Below are 15,557 nucleotides of genomic sequence, written 5' to 3'. Positions count from 1 at the left end.
TAATCGGAGCGAACCATGCAGCCGGATGAGGATTGGAAAGCGGGCGGCTTTGGTCTGTATATTCATTGGCCCTTTTGTGAATCAAAATGTCCCTATTGTGATTTCAACAGCCATGTTGCTGCGACGATTAATCAGAAACAGTGGCAGTCAGCCTATGTCAAGGAAATCAAAAGACTTGGCGCAGAAACCAAAGGACGTGTTTTACAGACTGTTTTCTTTGGTGGCGGCACGCCTTCGCTGATGACCCCAGAGACAGTCAATGGGGTGCTGGAAGCAGTGCGCACCACTTGGCCGATGGTGAACGACCCCGAGATCACGCTTGAGGCCAACCCAAGTTCTATAGAAGCAGAACGCTTTAGGGGCTATCGCGATGCAGGCATCAACAGGGTTTCGATGGGCATGCAGGCGATGAATGATGCAGACCTGCGAAGGCTGGGGCGGCGTCACAGCGCAAAGGAAGCGATAAAAGCCTTTGATATTGCACGAAAATGTTTTGAACGTGTGAGCTTTGACCTGATTTATGCCCGACAAGACCAAAGCCTTAGCGACTGGAGGCAGGAACTGAAATCAGCGCTGGCCCTATCAATTGATCACATTTCTTTGTACCAACTAACCATTGAAGACGGTACGGCCTTTTCGGATAGATTAAGCAGGGGCGGGTTGAAGGGATTGCCGGAAGAAGATCTGGCCGCCGACATGTACGACCTAACGCAAGAGGCCTGCGAGCAGGCAGGAATGCCTGCTTATGAAGTGTCGAACCATGCGAAACTGGGCAGCGAATCACGACACAATCTGATCTATTGGCGTGGCGGCGATTATCTTGGCATCGGGCCAGGCGCGCATGGCCGGTTAACACTGAATGGGCAAAGATACGCGACCGAGTCGCCTAAATCGCCCGCACTTTGGCTGCAAATGGCCTTGGCAGATCAAAAACCTGAATTGGCACGACAGGCCCTTTCTTGCGAGGAACACGGGCTTGAATATCTGCTCATGTCACTTCGCTTAAGTGAAGGATTGGATATTGATCGTCACACTCAAATATCAAAATCAGCCCTAGAAGCAAACATAATCAATGACTTATCTGAAAATGGCCTTCTCATCCGCCACGATGGAAGACTAGTTGCAACAGCGAAGGGACGCGTTTTATTAAACGCGGTTATAAGAAAACTCGCTGGTGCTTAAGAGCGCGCCATATCGCGCGGGATCACTGACAACACCTGACACAGCAAATCAAGATCATCGAGACTGTGGTATGAAATGCTGATCCGCCCGCCACCTGCGGGTTCATGATCTATTCTTACCGCCATCTTCAAATTGGCGGAAAGGTCAGCCTCAAGAGCCTTCGTGTCAGCATCCTTGCCATCACTTTGTGCTGCCTTGCGGCGCTTGGTGGGGTCTATCGAAGATTTACGCACCAAATCTTCAGTTTCACGGACCGAAAGCCCCTTTCCAACAACCTTTAAAGCAAGCTCAAGAGCATTTGGTGTGGTGATAAGCGCACGCGCATGACCTGCCGAGAGCGTTCCACTTTTTACCATGTGCTGCACATCGTCAGGCAAAGACAGAAGGCGCAACAGGTTCGCTATGTGGCTGCGACTGCGTGAAAGCGCCTCAGAGATTTTCTCTTGGGTATGCCCAAAACGAGTCATCAGCTGCTTATATGCAAGCGCCTCTTCAATGGCATTCAGCTCTTCGCGTTGAATATTCTCGATAATCGCGATTTCAAGAACTTCCGAATCGCTAAACTCTCTGACTATTACCGGTAATTCGTGAAGCTTCGCAATCTGGGCAGCCCGCCAGCGCCGTTCACCAGCAACAATCTCATACATATCTTGGTTGGCAATCTTGCGTACAATAAGCGGCTGAATCACGCCTTTTTGACGAAGCGAGTCGGCAAGATCCTGTAGCGCTTTCGGCTCAAAATCTCGGCGCGGCTGCTCTGGGTTCGGAACAATCCTCTCCACGGGCAGCAGAGTTTCCGACCGTGGCTGCGCGACCGCTGGGCTAACATCAAGATTCACATCGGCCATGAGAGCAGATAACCCCCTGCCAAGACCGCGACGCTCCGATTTCTTTTCCATCAGTCAGTCCTCCTGTTGCACAACACCCCTGAATGCCGCGCCAGCACTTCTTGCGCCAAGGCTCTATAGGCCTCAGCTCCCTTTGAATTGCCATCATAATCTAAGACCGACTGCGCGTAAGAGGGGGCTTCACTTAGCCTAACATTTCTGGGGATTGTTGTGGCAAAAACCAGCTCGCCCAATGTCTTACGCGCATCGCTTTCAACCTGCTGTGACAGCCGATTGCGACCATCTACCATCGTCAAAACCACACCCTCAATCCGCAATGCAGGATTCGCACTACGCCGCACCTCACGGATCGTCAGCATAAGTTGCGAAAGCCCTTCAAGGGCGAAAAATTCCGCCTGAAGCGGTACAAGCACGGCGTGACTGGCAACCAAGGCATTGACGGTCAGCAGACTTAACGAGGGCGGACAGTCAATCAGGATAAAGTCGAGCCCGAGTTGGGAAATTTGTGGGTCACGCAGAGAGTCATGCAGCAGAAAGCTGCGCTTTTCGTTCGCCATTAATTCAATATCGGCAGACGAAAGGTCTGCACTGGACGGGCAAATCGAGAGACCTGCGACGCTCGTCGCGACAATCGCTTCAAGCAGCGGAGTTTCTTCAATCAGGATATCGTAGGTGGTCTTTTTCCGTTCCGTTGGCGGAAAGCCAAGGCCGGTTGAAGCATTGCCCTGAGGATCTAGATCAATGAGCAAAGTATTTGCACCGCGCTCTGCCAGCGCAGCCGCGAGGTTAATTGTTGTCGTGGTCTTACCAACACCGCCCTTCTGGTTGGCGACAGAAATAATAATAGGGGAGGACTTTTCAAAAACATTAGGCATGTGAAATGTCTTTCAGAACCAGAATGCGAGATTCGATTGAGGTGAAGCTGCTAAATTCTTCAATATCGAAAGACCAATTTTTGCGGGCATCAATAACCTCTTGCTGAGCATTTGCGCCTTTAGGGAAAATCGCGACGCCGTCACGACACAGATGGCGTTGAACCCAGGGAAGAAGATCAGTCAGCGAAGCCAGGGCCCGAGCCGATACGACTTGACTGTTAAGGTTTGGCAAGTCGTCAATTCTTTTCGCTTCCACCACGGCATTCAAGGCAAGCTCGCGAATAGCTTGACCCAAAAATACTGCCTTTCGGCGGTCAGATTCGACAAGTGTAACGGTAAGATCCGGAAAGCGGTCTTGCGCCAAAATCGAAATAACCAGTCCAGGAAATCCACCGCCAGAACCGAGATCACACCAACTGATTGTGCCTGGGGGGCAAAACCTGATTAACTGTGCAGAATCAAGAATATGCCGATCCCATAATTCCGAAATACGGCTCTTGGAGATCAGATTTATTGCGGGATTCCACTTCTCAACCAATGCCTGAAAAGCGGCCAACTTTGTGAATGTTTCACGTGAAACATCAAGCCAATCTGGAAGTGTTAGATAATCATCTCTCACAGTGAGGCCTGCCGACGCTGCTTGCGGATTTGCGCTAAGATCAATGTTAAAGCTGCTGGCGTCATGCCTTCGATTCGCGCTGCCTGTGCCAAATTGGCAGGACGCAGGCGCCCAAGCTTTAGTGCAAGTTCTCCCGACAAACCAGGCATTCCCACAAAGCTCAGAGACGGAGGAATCAAAGTTTCTTCCTCCTTTCGCAAGGATTTAGCCTCACTTGCTTGCCTAGAAAGATACTGTGCGTAGAGCGCGTTTATCGCAACTTGCCGCTTTATTTCGTCTTCAAACGCGACAAACTCAGGGACCAAAATCTCTACCTGATCCACTGAAACATCTGGGAAAGCGAGGATCGACAATGCCGACCTCCTTGCGCCATCTTGGCTCAATGTAATGCCGACCGAAGCAAAATCCTTGCCAGAAAAAACTCTATTCGAAAGCACATCGGTTGCAGAATTAATTTGTTCTTGCTTCTGTAAAAATGCCACACGCCTCGCCTCGCGGACGCAACCAAGATCAATTCCAAGCGGCGTCAATCGACCATCTGCGTTATCGGCACGCATTGTAAGACGAAATTCGGCGCGCGAGGTAAACATTCGATAGGGCTCTGTCACCCCTTTCGACGTCAAATCATCAACCATCACACCAATATAACTGCTGGAACGGCCAAAGCTAATCGGCTCTTTCCCTAAAACTGTGGCTGCTGCATTTAAGCCGGCCAACAAGCCCTGCGCCGCCGCTTCTTCATAGCCAGTGGTCCCATTTATTTGACCAGCAAAATAAAGCCCCTTTAAAGCTTTCAATTGTAGCGAAAGATCAAGTTCGCGTGGATCAAAATAATCATATTCAATCGCGTATCCGGGCTGCAAAATAGTGACCCGCTCCAGGCCATGGATTGACCGAACATAGCTCTCCTGAACCTCGGCAGGAAGAGAAGTAGATATGCCGTTCGGATAAACCGTATGGTCGTCAAGACCTTCAGGCTCAAGGAAAATTTGGTGTGATACCTTATCAGCGAATCGCACGATTTTATCCTCGATCGAGGGACAATACCGCGGGCCAATCCCCTCAATATGGCCACCATACATGGCAGAACGGTTAAGGTTTTCACGAACAATGTCGTGGGTCTTTTCGTTGGTATGAGTAATCCCACAAGAGATCTGTCTTGCAGTCGGCACCTTATTTAAAAACGAGAAAAGCGTTGGTGTCTCATCGCCCGGCTGGGACTCTAGAACCGACCAGTTGATCGTGCGGCCATCGAGCCGTGGTGGTGTCCCCGTTTTAAGCCTGCCTCTTGCCAGGTTTAGCCCAGCCAACTGCTCGGCAAGCAAAACAGACGGTTTATCCCCAACGCGACCACCCGGGCTGCGTTGATCACCAATATGCATGATTCCGTTCAGAAATGTTCCAGCAGTCAAAATAACTGCTTGTGCAAGAATCTCTGTACCATCCGCTAAAATAACACCAGTAATCCGACCGGAGGCCTCCATAAGACGCGAAACTTCGCCCTCTACGACCTCTAAAAGGGGCTCTTGACCCAAAAACTCTTGAATAGCCTCGCGATACAAGCGGCGATCTGCTTGTGCCCGCGGTCCCTGAACTGCTGGCCCCTTCCTGCGGTTCAAAAGCCGAAACTGAATGCCCGCTCGGTCCGCCGCGCGCGCCATAATTCCATCCATCGCGTCGATTTCACGTACAAGATGGCCCTTTCCCAGACCACCAATCGCCGGATTACACGACATGACACCAATCGCGGCCCGGCGTAACGTCACCAAAGCTGTGCGCACGCCCATACGCGCAGAGGCCGCAGCTGCTTCCGCCCCCGCATGCCCACCGCCAATAACAATAACGTCAAAATGTTTCACGTGAAACAGCCTCATTTTCCTATGCAGAAGCTCGAGAATATCTCATCCAACAAGCTTTCAACATCGATTCGACCAACCATTATTTCCAAAGCCCGCAAAGAGCGACGCAATTCAACGGCTATCAGCTCAGGAAACTCCAAAGCAGATGGCAACAATTGCTCAACAGCTTCCAATCCGACAATCGCCTGCTGCAAAGCAATACGCTGCCGCTCTCGAATCAACAATCCCGCGGACGCCGCCCGCGCGCCCAATCGTAAAGAAATTGCAGAAATCAGCCAGTCCACGCCGACGCCAGTTTTCCCAGAGACCGCCTGAGTCACCCCAGGCCGCTGATCCGCCTTACCAAGAGCAAATATATCATCAGGTTCTGCCTCTACCTCAAAGGTCTCACCTTCAGTTTCCAGCAAAAACACCCGGAGATCGGCTTTCTGTGCCCGTTCAATTGCACGGCCAATACCGATCCGCTCAATCACATCTACGGAATCGCGCAATCCTGCTGTGTCCAACAATGTTACCGCCAAACCGCCGATATCCATCCGAACTTCAATAACATCGCGTGTCGTGCCTGCAAACTCCGAAGTAATCGCCGCTTCACGCCCAGCCAAGGCATTCAACAGAGTCGATTTTCCAACATTTGGCGCACCAACAATCGCCACCTCGAAACCGTCGCGAACGCGTTCTGCAGCCACAGCACCCGCGCGCTCAGACCGCAACGACGCCAAAAGCCCCGACACAAGCCCGCGCACTTCTGGCGTCACATCAACCGGCACCTCTTCATCTGCAAAGTCTATTGTTGCTTCGATCAAGGCTGCTGCCCGCACCAAATCTCTGCGCCAAACATCAATGCGCTGCCCCAAAGCGCCCGAAAACACCCGCAAAGCCTGCCGTCGCTGCGCCTCTGTCTCGGCATCAATCAGATCAGCAAGCCCCTCCACCTGCGCCAGATCAAGCCGCCCATTCTCTAGGGCGCGGCGGGTAAACTCTCCAGCTTCCGCCAGACGCAGCCCATCCATTCCGGAAAACACCTGCAAGACTTTTGCGACAACTGCAACAGACCCATGCAATTGCACCTCTGCGGAACATTCACCGGTAAAACTCGCGCCATCTTCGAACACCAGCACCAAGGCCTCGTCCAAGACCTCACCCTGCCAAAGCAACCGCCGCAAGCCCGCTTGCCGGGGTTCGGGCAAAGCGCAAAGCTTGCCAACGGCCGCATGCGCCAAAGGCCCTGACAGTCGCACGACAGCCACGCCAGCCTTACCCCGCGCAGTGGCAAGAGCGAAAATGGTTTCCATAGCTAACCCTCTGATTATGAACGCTTAAGCGTTCATAGAGTCGAAGAATTCCGCATTGCTCTTGGTTTGCTTCAACTTGCCGATCAGGAACTCGATCGCATCCGTCGTGCCCATCGGGTTCAAAATCCGCCGCAGAACGTAGGTCTTCTGCAAATCGGTCTTCTCAACCAACAGATCTTCTTTCCGCGTGCCAGATTTCAGAATATCAATCGCAGGGAACACGCGCTTATCGGCAACCTTACGATCCAGCACGATTTCCGAGTTGCCGGTGCCCTTGAATTCTTCAAAGATCACCTCGTCCATCCGACTTCCGGTATCAATCAGCGCCGTCGCGATGATGGTCAACGACCCACCCTCTTCAATATTACGCGCTGCGCCAAAGAACCGCTTCGGCCGCTGCAAAGCATTCGCATCAACACCACCGGTCAAAACCTTACCCGACGAAGGCACCACAGTGTTGAACGCCCGACCCAAACGCGTGATCGAATCAAGCAAGATCACCACATCGCGCTTATGCTCTACCAGCCGCTTGGCCTTCTCGATTACCATCTCGGCAACCGCCACATGCCGCGTTGCAGGCTCGTCAAAGGTCGAAGACACAACCTCCCCCTTCACCGACCGCTGCATATCCGTCACTTCTTCTGGCCGCTCGTCAATCAGCAAAACAATCAAATAACACTCAGGATGGTTCATAGCGATCGAATTGGCGATGTTTTGCAACAACACCGTCTTACCCGTCCGCGGCGGCGCCACGATCAGCGCCCGCTGGCCTTTGCCAATAGGGCAAACCAAGTCAATAATCCGCGCCGAACGGTCCTTGATCGTCGGATCTTCCACTTCCATCTTCAACCGCTCATCGGGATAAAGCGGCGTCAGGTTGTCAAAATGCACCTTGTGCCGCGCCCGTTCTGGGTCATCAAAGTTGATCTTTGTGACCTTGGTCATGCAGAAATATTTTTCATTCTCGCGCGGCGCCTGAATAACACCTTCAATGGTGTCGCCTGTTCGCAACGAAAACTGCCGCAAGATATCGGGCGAGACGTAAATATCATCTGGTCCCGGCAAATAGTTTGCCAGCGGCGAGCGCAGAAAGCCAAAGCCGTCCTGCAACACTTCCAACACGCCGTCGCCGCCAATCTCCCAGCCTTCTTCTGCATGCTCTTTCAAGATCGAGAACATCATCTCGCCCTTGCGCATCGAAGGCGCGTTCTCAATCTCCCACTCTTCGGCCATCGCCAGCAGCTCTGCCGGCGTCTTGGCTTTCAAGTCAGCAAGATTCAATTGTTCAACAATCGTGGGGGAAGTCATCAGGGGATCACCTTCGGCGCAAAGCCCAGCAGGCCCAGCAGCAGCAATGTAAATGGAAAGCGGACTGGCCGAATGGCCTCGCTGACCGCCAGCTAAGCCCAGCGCCGTCAGAAGTCAACCATTTCAATATTTCACAATCACCGAGATCACGATCAAAACCATAAAAACCGTCGGAACCTCGTTCATCATCCGGTACTGCCGCCCAGTCAGCTGGTTTTTCCCTGCCAGAAACTCCAACCTCCGCGCCGCTAACCAAACGTTAAACCAAGTCATCCCAATCACCGAACCCGCCTTCACCCAAGGCCAAGCCTGCGACCAATCCACAATCCCGGGCGTAAACACTAAGGCCAGACCAAAGATCCAAGTCGAAATCCCTGCCGGATTTGTAATTGCCTTCAAAAGCAGCCGTTCCTGATGCTGAAACAGCAAATCCATCTCACTGCCTGCCAGCACCCCCTGCTTTTTTAGACCCTCAACATGATAGACGAAAAGCCGTGGCAAATAGAACAACCCAGCCATCCAAGCGATGACAGACATCACATGAAGTGATTTCACCCAAGGATAAACGCTCGCCAACAAGTCGCCCACAGCCCAACCTCGCTTCTTTACTTCTTCTTAAAGAAAAGATTCTAGAAAGATAGATGATGATGTAGGGGGCGTGGATAACAGAATTTCCTGTTTTTTCCAGTGCCTTATCCCCAAGGTGCCTTCTGTGGGCGGTTTATCTTGCTCAACGGTAAACTGTAAATAAATTGTTAATTATCAGTATTTTAAGAAACATTTATTTCCAAAAATTCCCTACACAGCCTGCGGATAACTCTGCTCCCCACAGCCAAGTTACATCGCTATCCCCATGTGTGTAACTGTCGTGAACTGCTGCCAAAAGCTTGACAAATCCACAGCCAACCTGCTTCGTCAGCGCAGGCTGCGGCTTATCCAGAACCTATCCCGCGAGAACAAACAGAGTTTTTCCACAAGGCTGCCCCATGTCCCGCCCCCTCCTTCTCGCCTCTGCCTCCAGCATTCGTCTTCAGCTTTTGCACCAAGCTGGGCTTGAGGCGACCGCTCAGCCCGCCCGTATCGACGAGGCGACGATCCGCGACGCGCTTTTGGCCGAACATGCCAAACCCCGCGACATCGCCGACGCTCTGGCCGAAATGAAGGCGCGTAAGTTGGCTGAGAAAAACCCCACAGCCTTGGTTTTGGGCTGTGACCAGGTGCTCGCGCTGAAAGACCAGCTTTTCAGTAAGCCGGAAAGCATCGAAGAGGCGCGTCAACAGCTGGTCTTGCTGCGCGGCCAGACACATCAGCTGATCTCAGCGCTTGTGCTTTATGATCAGGGCAAGCCAATCTGGCGGCATGTTGCCACAGCCAGCCTGACCATGCGCGAGGTGTCTGACAGCTATCTTGATGCCTATCTTGCGCGAAATTGGCACAGCATCCAACATTCGGTTGGCGGCTATAAGCTGGAAGAAGAAGGTATTCGCTTGTTTACCGCCCTCGTTGGCGACTACTTTACGATATTGGGCCTTCCCCTGCTTCCGCTCCTTGGTTTTCTGGCAACAAGAGATTTCATCGAAACATGACAGAGCTTGCGCGCATCCCCCTCGCTGGTGTGATTGGTGACCCGATCGCCCATAGCCGCTCGCCGGCACTGCACGGCTACTGGCTGCAACGCTATGGTCTCAAGGGCCATTATGTGCCGCTGCACATTGCGCAACAAGATTTGCAACAGGCGCTCGAGGTGCTGCCAAAGCTGGGGTTTGTTGGTGCAAATGTCACGATTCCGCACAAAGAAGCCGTGCTGAAACTCGCCGATGTCGTCACCGATCGTGCCGCTTTGATTGGGGCGGCGAACACGCTGATTATTCGCGCTGATGGCCGCTTGCATGCGGATAACACCGATGGCGCCGGCTTTATCGCCAATCTGCGGCAAAATGCGCCACAGTGGACGCCAAGTGCTGGCCCTGCGGCGATTTTTGGGGCCGGAGGTGCAGCGCGTGCCGTGATTGCCGCCCTGATCGAGGTAGGCGTTCCCGAAATTCGAATCGTCAATCGCACCCGCCACCGGGCCGAGGCCCTGCGTGCAGATTTCGGTGCAAAGCTTGTTGTGGTCGATTGGGTGCAAGCCCCCAGCATGCTGGAAGGTGCTGCAACGGTGGTGAACACCACCTCGCTTGGTATGGCAGGAAAATCTGATTTTCGCGTGCCACTTGATGCCTTGGAAAAATCCGCGCTTGTGACAGACCTCGTCTATACACCGTTGCAAACGCAGTTCTTGATCGACGCCGCCGCCAAAGGCTGCACCACGGTTGATGGCTTGGGGATGCTGTTGCATCAGGCTGCCCCCGGCTTTGAACGCTGGTTCGGGCACCGTCCAGAAGTTGACGCCGCCACCCGGCAAGCCGTGCTTTCGGCATGAGCTACCGACTTGGCCTGACCGGATCAATCGGCATGGGCAAATCGACCACCGCCCAGTTTTTCGCAGCCCAAGGCATTCCGGTTTGGGATGCCGATGCCACTGTGCATGCGCTTTATGCCAAGGGCGGCCAAGCTACTGAAATTCTCGCAAAGCTCTGTCCCGAAGTGATTGAAGACGAGGCGGTGTCTCGCCCGCTGCTGCGCGCCAAAATCGCCGTAGATCCGGCTTTTCTGGATCTGGTTCAAGCTAAAATTCACCCGCTTGTTGCCGCCAGTCGCATCATGTTTCTGGCACAAACTGTGGCGCCGATCGTTCTGCTTGATATTCCGCTTTTGTTTGAAACTGGTTCAGACAGCCTTTGTGATGGCATCGCGGTCGTCTCTGTTCCTGCGGAAATCCAACGCAAACGGGTTCTAGCGCGGGGGCAGATGACAGAGCCCGAGCTAGAGCTTATTCTGTCGCGCCAATTGCCAGACGCCGAAAAACGCGCGCGCGCCACTTGGGTGATTGACACCACCACCCTAGACAGCGCCGCCCATGCTGTGAAACAGATCTTGCAAGATATCCGACAAAGGCAAACCCATGCGTGAAATCGTGCTCGACACCGAAACCACTGGCTTTGAACCCAGTGAAGGCGACCGCATCGTTGAAATCGGCGCGGTAGAGCTGTTCAACCACCTGCCGACGGGCAACACCTATCACCAATATATCAATCCGCTGCGTGCCATGCCGACCGCCGCCTTCGAAGTGCATGGTCTGGGCGATGATTTTCTGCGCGGATTCCCAGTGTTCAAAGACATTGGCCAAGCCTTTCTGGATTTTATCGGTGACGCGCAGCTGGTGATCCATAACGCCGCTTTTGATATGAAATTCCTGAATCACGAGCTGAACGCCGTCGGCCTGCCGATCATTCCGATGGCGCGCGCCACCGATACGCTGATGATCGCGCGCAAGAAATTCCCCGGCTCGCCTGCCTCGCTTGATGCGCTGTGTCGCCGCTTTGGTGTCAACAATTCTGCGCGGGAAAAGCACGGTGCTTTGCTCGATTCTGAAATTTTGGCCGAGGTTTATCTAGAACTCGTCGGCGGTCGTCAGCCCGATTTTGGCCTTAACCCCGCCGCGCAATCCAACACCTCTGGCAACAGCCAAAGCGCCACCGATTGGCGCCCCCGTCCGCGCACAACACCGCTTTCCCCCCGCCTGAGTGCCGCCGAAGCTGAGGCGCATGCCGCATTTGTCGACAAGATGGGCGAAGCTGCAATTTGGAAAAAACGGCTCTAACATAGCCAAAATTCAAAGGTTCTTTATGAAAACGGTATTTGTTACGGGCTCTGCGGGCTTTATCGGCTATCACCTGTCGAAACTTCTGCTGGCCGAAGGCTTTCGTGTTGTGGGCTATGATGGCATGACCAATTACTATGACGTCACGCTGAAACAGCGCCGCCATGCCATGCTGATGCAAAGCCCGAATTTCTCGATGACCGAGGCGCTTTTGGAAGATCAAACCGCGCTGGAAACCGCCATGCGCGCGGCCAAGCCTGATGTGATCGTCCACCTCGCGGCCCAAGCGGGGGTGCGCTATTCGCTGGAAAACCCGCGCGCCTATCTGAACGCCAATCTTGTCGGCGGCTTTAACGTGCTGGACCTTGCCCGCGAGCTGAAGGTGCAGCATTTGCTGATGGCTTCGACCTCTTCGGTCTATGGCGCCAATACCGAAATGCCTTTTGTCGAGACTGATAAGACCGAAACCCCGCTGACTTTTTACGCCGCCACCAAAAAGGCGAACGAGGCGATGGGCCATTCCTACGCGCATATCTACGGTCTGCCGGTGACGATGTTTCGGTTTTTTACCGTCTATGGCCCCTGGGGCCGCCCCGATATGGCGCTTTACAAATTCACCCGCGGGATCCTGGAAGGCACCCCGATCGACATTTACAACAATGGCGATATGTGGCGCGATTTCACTTATGTCGAGGATTTGGTGCGCGGCATCCGTTTGCTGATCGACGCGGTGCCAGAGCGCCCCGCCACGCCAGAAGACATAGCACCCGGGGACAGCTTGTCACCAGCAGCACCTTACCGCGTTGTTAACATTGGAAATTCCGATAAGGTCAAGCTGCTGGATTTCATCGAAGCGATTGAGGACGAGATTGGCCGCAAAGCCATCCGCAATTACATGCCGATGCAAACCGGCGATGTGCCTGCAACCTATGCTGATGCCAATCTGTTGAAAGCGCTGACAGGATACGCGCCGCAAACCAACTTCCGCGAGGGCGTCTCGGCCTTTGTGCGCTGGTATCGCGATTACTATCAAATATGAAAAAACCGGCCCCGAAAGGCCGGCTTTTCAGTGTTTGACAGCCTTAGTTCAGTTCTGAAGCCTGCCGCCGCGCGATTTCGTTGCGATAGAGCGCAAGGAAATCCACCGTGTCGATGTTCAGCGGCGGGAAGCCACCATCGCGCGTCACGTCCGAGATGATGCGGCGCACAAAGGGGAACAACAGCCGTGGGCATTCGATCAGCAAAAACGGGTGCAACTGCTCATCCGGCACCCCTTCAACGTGGAAAATGCCGCCGTAATCCAGCTCGATCAGGAACAAAGTCTCGTCGTTGACCTTGTTTTTCGAGGTGACTTTGAACTTGGTCACAATGTCGTATTGAAACTCTTGCGCCCGCTTGCGCGCATCAAGGCTGACCTGCACTTGAATGTCTGGCTGCACATCCGCCGAGGCGATGCCCTTTTGCGCGACCATATTTTCAAACGACATGTCCCGCACAAATTGCGCTAGAACCGACATTTTTACTTGCGGCGCGCCGCTGTTCTCTTCGGACATAAGCCCACTCCTTAAAAATTCCTGCGTCTTCCTAACATCTGACTAATGCTCTGTCCATTTTGATGGCCGCTCTATCCGGTCTGATGATGAACGCTCATTTTCAGGGGTGACGTCCTTATAATCGCCATCGACCCAATCGGCGCTCGGCCCACTGCGAAAGCCACCCATTTGCACGCTCGATAGTTTGATCCGCGCGCCCAGATAGGCAATGATCCCGCGCCGCAGCACAGGCACCATCAGCAAAAACCCAAGCGTATCGGTGAAAAACCCCGGTAGCATCAGCATAAAGCCGCCGATCAAAATCAGCGCACCATGGGCAAGCGGCGATAAAGGATCTGACGTTGGGCCTGCGGCCTGAATTTCGCGCAGCACGCCTAGGCCCTGCAAGCGCACCAGCCAAGCGCCCAGAACACCTGTAAAAAGCACAATTCCCAGGGTCGGCCAAAGCGTTAACCATGCGCCAACCGTGACAAAAAGCGCGATTTCCACCAAGGGAATCACCAAAAACAGCCCAAAAATCCACATTCGCGCAACCTCCGTGCAGAACGCGCGCCCCAGATGGTAGACTTAGGCACACCCAGCCCCTACATAAGGCTTCAACATCCGGATAACCAACCCCCCGGCAAATCTTCGAGGCGCTTAATGGAATCCTCTCTTATTCAATTGCTTGTTCTGGCCGGAATTGCGGTCTTTCTTATTTTAAAGCTGCGTGCAGTGCTTGGCACCCGCGAGGGGTTTGAAAAACCTCGTGTTGCCGCAGAGGCTCCGGCCAAACGCGCGAAATTCGAGGTGATCGAGGGCGGGCCAGACGCTGACATCACCGATCATGCGGCAGAAGGTTCGGCAAGCGCGCGTGCGCTGGCGGCGATGAAGGCCGCAGAGCCCAGTTTTGCTGTCGGAGAGTTCCTGCGTGGCTCGCGGGGGGCCTATGAAATGATCGTTATGGCCTTTGAAAGCGGCGATATCGACAGCATTCGGCCCTTCCTTGCGGATGAGGTGGAAGCCACCTTTGCCCAAGCCATCAATGCGCGTGAACAGGCTGGGCTAACCACCGAGGCAAAGTTCATTGGCATTCGTGATCTTGCCTTGGTCGAAGCTGATTTTGACGCCAGCAGCAAAACCGCCGAGATTTCGGTGCGCTTTACCGGCGAGCTGACCTCAGTCACCCGCAATAAGGCTGGCGAAATCGTCGAAGGCTCTACCACCGAGGTGAAGCGCCAGCGCGATGTTTGGGTGTTTGCGCGCCGCATGGGGGTGCAAGACCCCAACTGGCAACTTGTCGCAACTGGCGAGTAATGCGTGCCCGGCTTTGCGCCTTGGCTTTGGCGGTTGGCATGACCGCGCCGCCACTTCAGGCGCAGGTGCTTGGCTTTTCTGATCTGCAAGGCTGGGCGCAAGACGACCATCGCGCGGCCTTGTCGGCGTTCTTGCAAACCTGTGATAAGATCACAGATGCTGAATGGGCGCCGATTTGCGCGCTTGCAGGCGATGCAAATACATCCGACGCCGCCGCCAAGGCGTTTTTCGAGCTGATGTTCAAACCAGTGCAATTCGGCACGCCGCCCGCGCTGTTCACCGGCTATTACGAGCCAGTGCATCAAGGCTCGGCAACCCGCACGCCGCATTTTGCCTATCCGCTTTATGCCCGCCCCCCCGAGCTGCAAGACGGCCAGACCTATTACAGCCGCGCCCAGATCGAAGCCGGGGCCTTGCGCGGCCGTGGGCTTGAAATCGCATGGCTGGCCGATCCGGTCGAGGTGTTTTTTCTGCAAATTCAAGGCTCTGGCCGCATTCATCTGACCAATGGCCATATCCTTCGGGTCGGCTATGCGGGGCGCAATGGCCATCCCTATCGCTCGGTCGGGCAAGAGATGGTTGCGCGCGGCCTGCGCAGCCCTGACCAAGTCTCGGCCCAAGATATTCGCGCTTATGTGCGCGGATCGTCTTCGGGGATGGAGCTGTTGAACGTGAACCCGTCTTATGTGTTTTTCCGCGTCATTTCGGATCTGACCAGTGATCAGGGCCCGCTTGGGGCGCTGGGGCGGTCGATTACGCCGATGCGCTCGGTGGCGGTTGATCCTGACTTCACCCAAATGGGCGCACCGGTTTGGGTCGAGAAAGACGGCGCGACGCCGATCCGTAGCCTGATGGTGGCCCAAGACACCGGCGGTGCGATCAAAGGCGCGCAGCGGGCGGATATTTTCTATGGCACGGGCGACGCCGCTGGTAATGCCGCTGGCACGATCAAAGATGGCGGTCGCATGATCGTTTTGCTGCCGATCGACCGCGCCTATGCGCTGCAGCCCGAGGGTTAA

At 54.2% G+C, this 15,557-nt stretch carries 17 protein-coding genes; 8 read left to right on the top strand and 9 right to left on the bottom strand.

All coding sequences use genetic code 11. The features are described from left to right. Positions 1–15: 15 nt before the first annotated feature. Positions 16–1,182, top strand: a complete 1,167-nt coding sequence (hemW, locus tag V7Q10_RS02050; RefSeq protein ID WP_333867369.1) for a radical SAM family heme chaperone HemW — start codon at positions 16–18, stop codon at positions 1,180–1,182. On the opposite strand, the gene V7Q10_RS02045 is transcribed toward hemW, so the two are convergent. The 7 genes from V7Q10_RS02045 to V7Q10_RS02015 all read right to left on the bottom strand — a co-directional run bounded on the left by V7Q10_RS02045 (position 1,179) and on the right by V7Q10_RS02015 (position 8,523). Beyond that, a complete protein-coding gene (locus V7Q10_RS02045; protein ID WP_333867368.1) occupies positions 1,179–2,081 on the bottom strand; it encodes a ParB/RepB/Spo0J family partition protein in 903 nt (300 codons plus the stop codon). The genes hemW and V7Q10_RS02045 overlap by 4 nt on opposite strands. Next, positions 2,081–2,905, bottom strand: a complete 825-nt coding sequence (locus V7Q10_RS02040; protein WP_333867367.1) for a ParA family protein — start codon at positions 2,903–2,905, stop codon at positions 2,081–2,083. The genes V7Q10_RS02045 and V7Q10_RS02040 overlap by 1 nt, the downstream gene beginning before the upstream one ends. Next, positions 2,898–3,524, bottom strand: coding sequence for a 16S rRNA (guanine(527)-N(7))-methyltransferase RsmG (gene rsmG / locus V7Q10_RS02035; RefSeq protein WP_333867366.1), 627 nt, complete (start codon positions 3,522–3,524; stop codon positions 2,898–2,900). Before rsmG ends, V7Q10_RS02040 begins: the two co-directional genes overlap by 8 nt. Continuing rightward, a complete protein-coding gene (gene mnmG, locus V7Q10_RS02030; RefSeq protein ID WP_333867438.1) occupies positions 3,521–5,383 on the bottom strand; it encodes a tRNA uridine-5-carboxymethylaminomethyl(34) synthesis enzyme MnmG in 1,863 nt (620 codons plus the stop codon). Before mnmG ends, rsmG begins: the two co-directional genes overlap by 4 nt. Before the next feature lie 11 nt (positions 5,384–5,394). Continuing rightward, positions 5,395–6,678 carry a tRNA uridine-5-carboxymethylaminomethyl(34) synthesis GTPase MnmE gene (gene mnmE / locus V7Q10_RS02025; protein WP_333867365.1) on the bottom strand — a complete coding sequence of 428 codons (1,284 nt, stop codon included), beginning with the start codon at positions 6,676–6,678 and terminating at the stop codon, positions 5,395–5,397. Positions 6,679–6,702: 24 nt separating this feature from the next. Continuing rightward, on the bottom strand, positions 6,703–7,971 hold the full coding sequence (rho, locus tag V7Q10_RS02020; protein ID WP_333867437.1) for a transcription termination factor Rho: 1,269 nt from the start codon (positions 7,969–7,971) through the stop codon (positions 6,703–6,705). A gap of 138 nt (positions 7,972–8,109) precedes the next feature. Beyond that, positions 8,110–8,523, bottom strand: coding sequence for a CopD family protein (locus tag V7Q10_RS02015; protein ID WP_442885806.1), 414 nt, complete (start codon positions 8,521–8,523; stop codon positions 8,110–8,112). Positions 8,524–8,972: 449 nt separating this feature from the next. On the opposite strand from V7Q10_RS02015, the gene V7Q10_RS02010 reads away from it, so the two are divergent. Genes V7Q10_RS02010 through V7Q10_RS01990 form a run of 5 tightly spaced genes read left to right on the top strand, consistent with a single transcriptional unit; the run spans position 8,973 to position 12,728 of the window. Next, entirely contained in the window at positions 8,973–9,572 is a 600-nt protein-coding gene (locus tag V7Q10_RS02010; RefSeq protein WP_333867363.1) for a Maf family protein, read from the top strand. Then, on the top strand, positions 9,569–10,408 hold the full coding sequence (locus V7Q10_RS02005; protein WP_333867362.1) for a shikimate dehydrogenase: 840 nt from the start codon (positions 9,569–9,571) through the stop codon (positions 10,406–10,408). The genes V7Q10_RS02010 and V7Q10_RS02005 overlap by 4 nt, the downstream gene beginning before the upstream one ends. Continuing rightward, positions 10,405–10,998, top strand: coding sequence for a dephospho-CoA kinase (coaE, locus tag V7Q10_RS02000; protein WP_333867361.1), 594 nt, complete (start codon positions 10,405–10,407; stop codon positions 10,996–10,998). The genes V7Q10_RS02005 and coaE overlap by 4 nt, the downstream gene beginning before the upstream one ends. Then, complete coding sequence (gene dnaQ, locus V7Q10_RS01995) at positions 10,991–11,689, top strand: DNA polymerase III subunit epsilon (protein WP_333867360.1); 699 nt, start codon at positions 10,991–10,993, stop codon at positions 11,687–11,689. The genes coaE and dnaQ overlap by 8 nt, the downstream gene beginning before the upstream one ends. A 25-nt stretch (positions 11,690–11,714) precedes the next feature. Further along, a complete protein-coding gene (locus V7Q10_RS01990) occupies positions 11,715–12,728 on the top strand; it encodes an NAD-dependent epimerase/dehydratase family protein (RefSeq protein WP_333867359.1) in 1,014 nt (337 codons plus the stop codon). A gap of 43 nt (positions 12,729–12,771) precedes the next feature. Here V7Q10_RS01990 and secB read toward each other — a convergent pair whose 3' ends face one another. Both secB and V7Q10_RS01980 read right to left on the bottom strand, forming a co-directional pair. After that, positions 12,772–13,242: a protein-export chaperone SecB gene (gene secB / locus V7Q10_RS01985; protein ID WP_333867358.1), complete on the bottom strand. Its 471-nt coding sequence runs from the start codon at positions 13,240–13,242 to the stop codon at positions 12,772–12,774. A 42-nt stretch (positions 13,243–13,284) separates the two neighbouring features. Next, on the bottom strand, positions 13,285–13,767 hold the full coding sequence (locus V7Q10_RS01980; protein ID WP_333867357.1) for an FxsA family protein: 483 nt from the start codon (positions 13,765–13,767) through the stop codon (positions 13,285–13,287). Between the two features lie 117 nt (positions 13,768–13,884). Here V7Q10_RS01980 and V7Q10_RS01975 point away from each other — a divergent pair, with 117 nt between their 5' ends. Next, positions 13,885–14,538 carry a Tim44/TimA family putative adaptor protein gene (locus tag V7Q10_RS01975; RefSeq protein ID WP_333867356.1) on the top strand — a complete coding sequence of 218 codons (654 nt, stop codon included), beginning with the start codon at positions 13,885–13,887 and terminating at the stop codon, positions 14,536–14,538. After that, complete coding sequence (mltA, locus tag V7Q10_RS01970; protein ID WP_333867355.1) at positions 14,538–15,557, top strand: murein transglycosylase A; 1,020 nt, start codon at positions 14,538–14,540, stop codon at positions 15,555–15,557. The genes V7Q10_RS01975 and mltA overlap by 1 nt, the downstream gene beginning before the upstream one ends.

The sequence above is a fragment of the Cypionkella sp. genome, from assembly GCF_036782355.1.
GTDB lineage: Bacteria > Pseudomonadota > Alphaproteobacteria > Rhodobacterales > Rhodobacteraceae > Cypionkella.
Note: the sequence above shows the minus strand (reverse complement) of the source record. Positions and strands in the feature narration are given on the sequence as shown.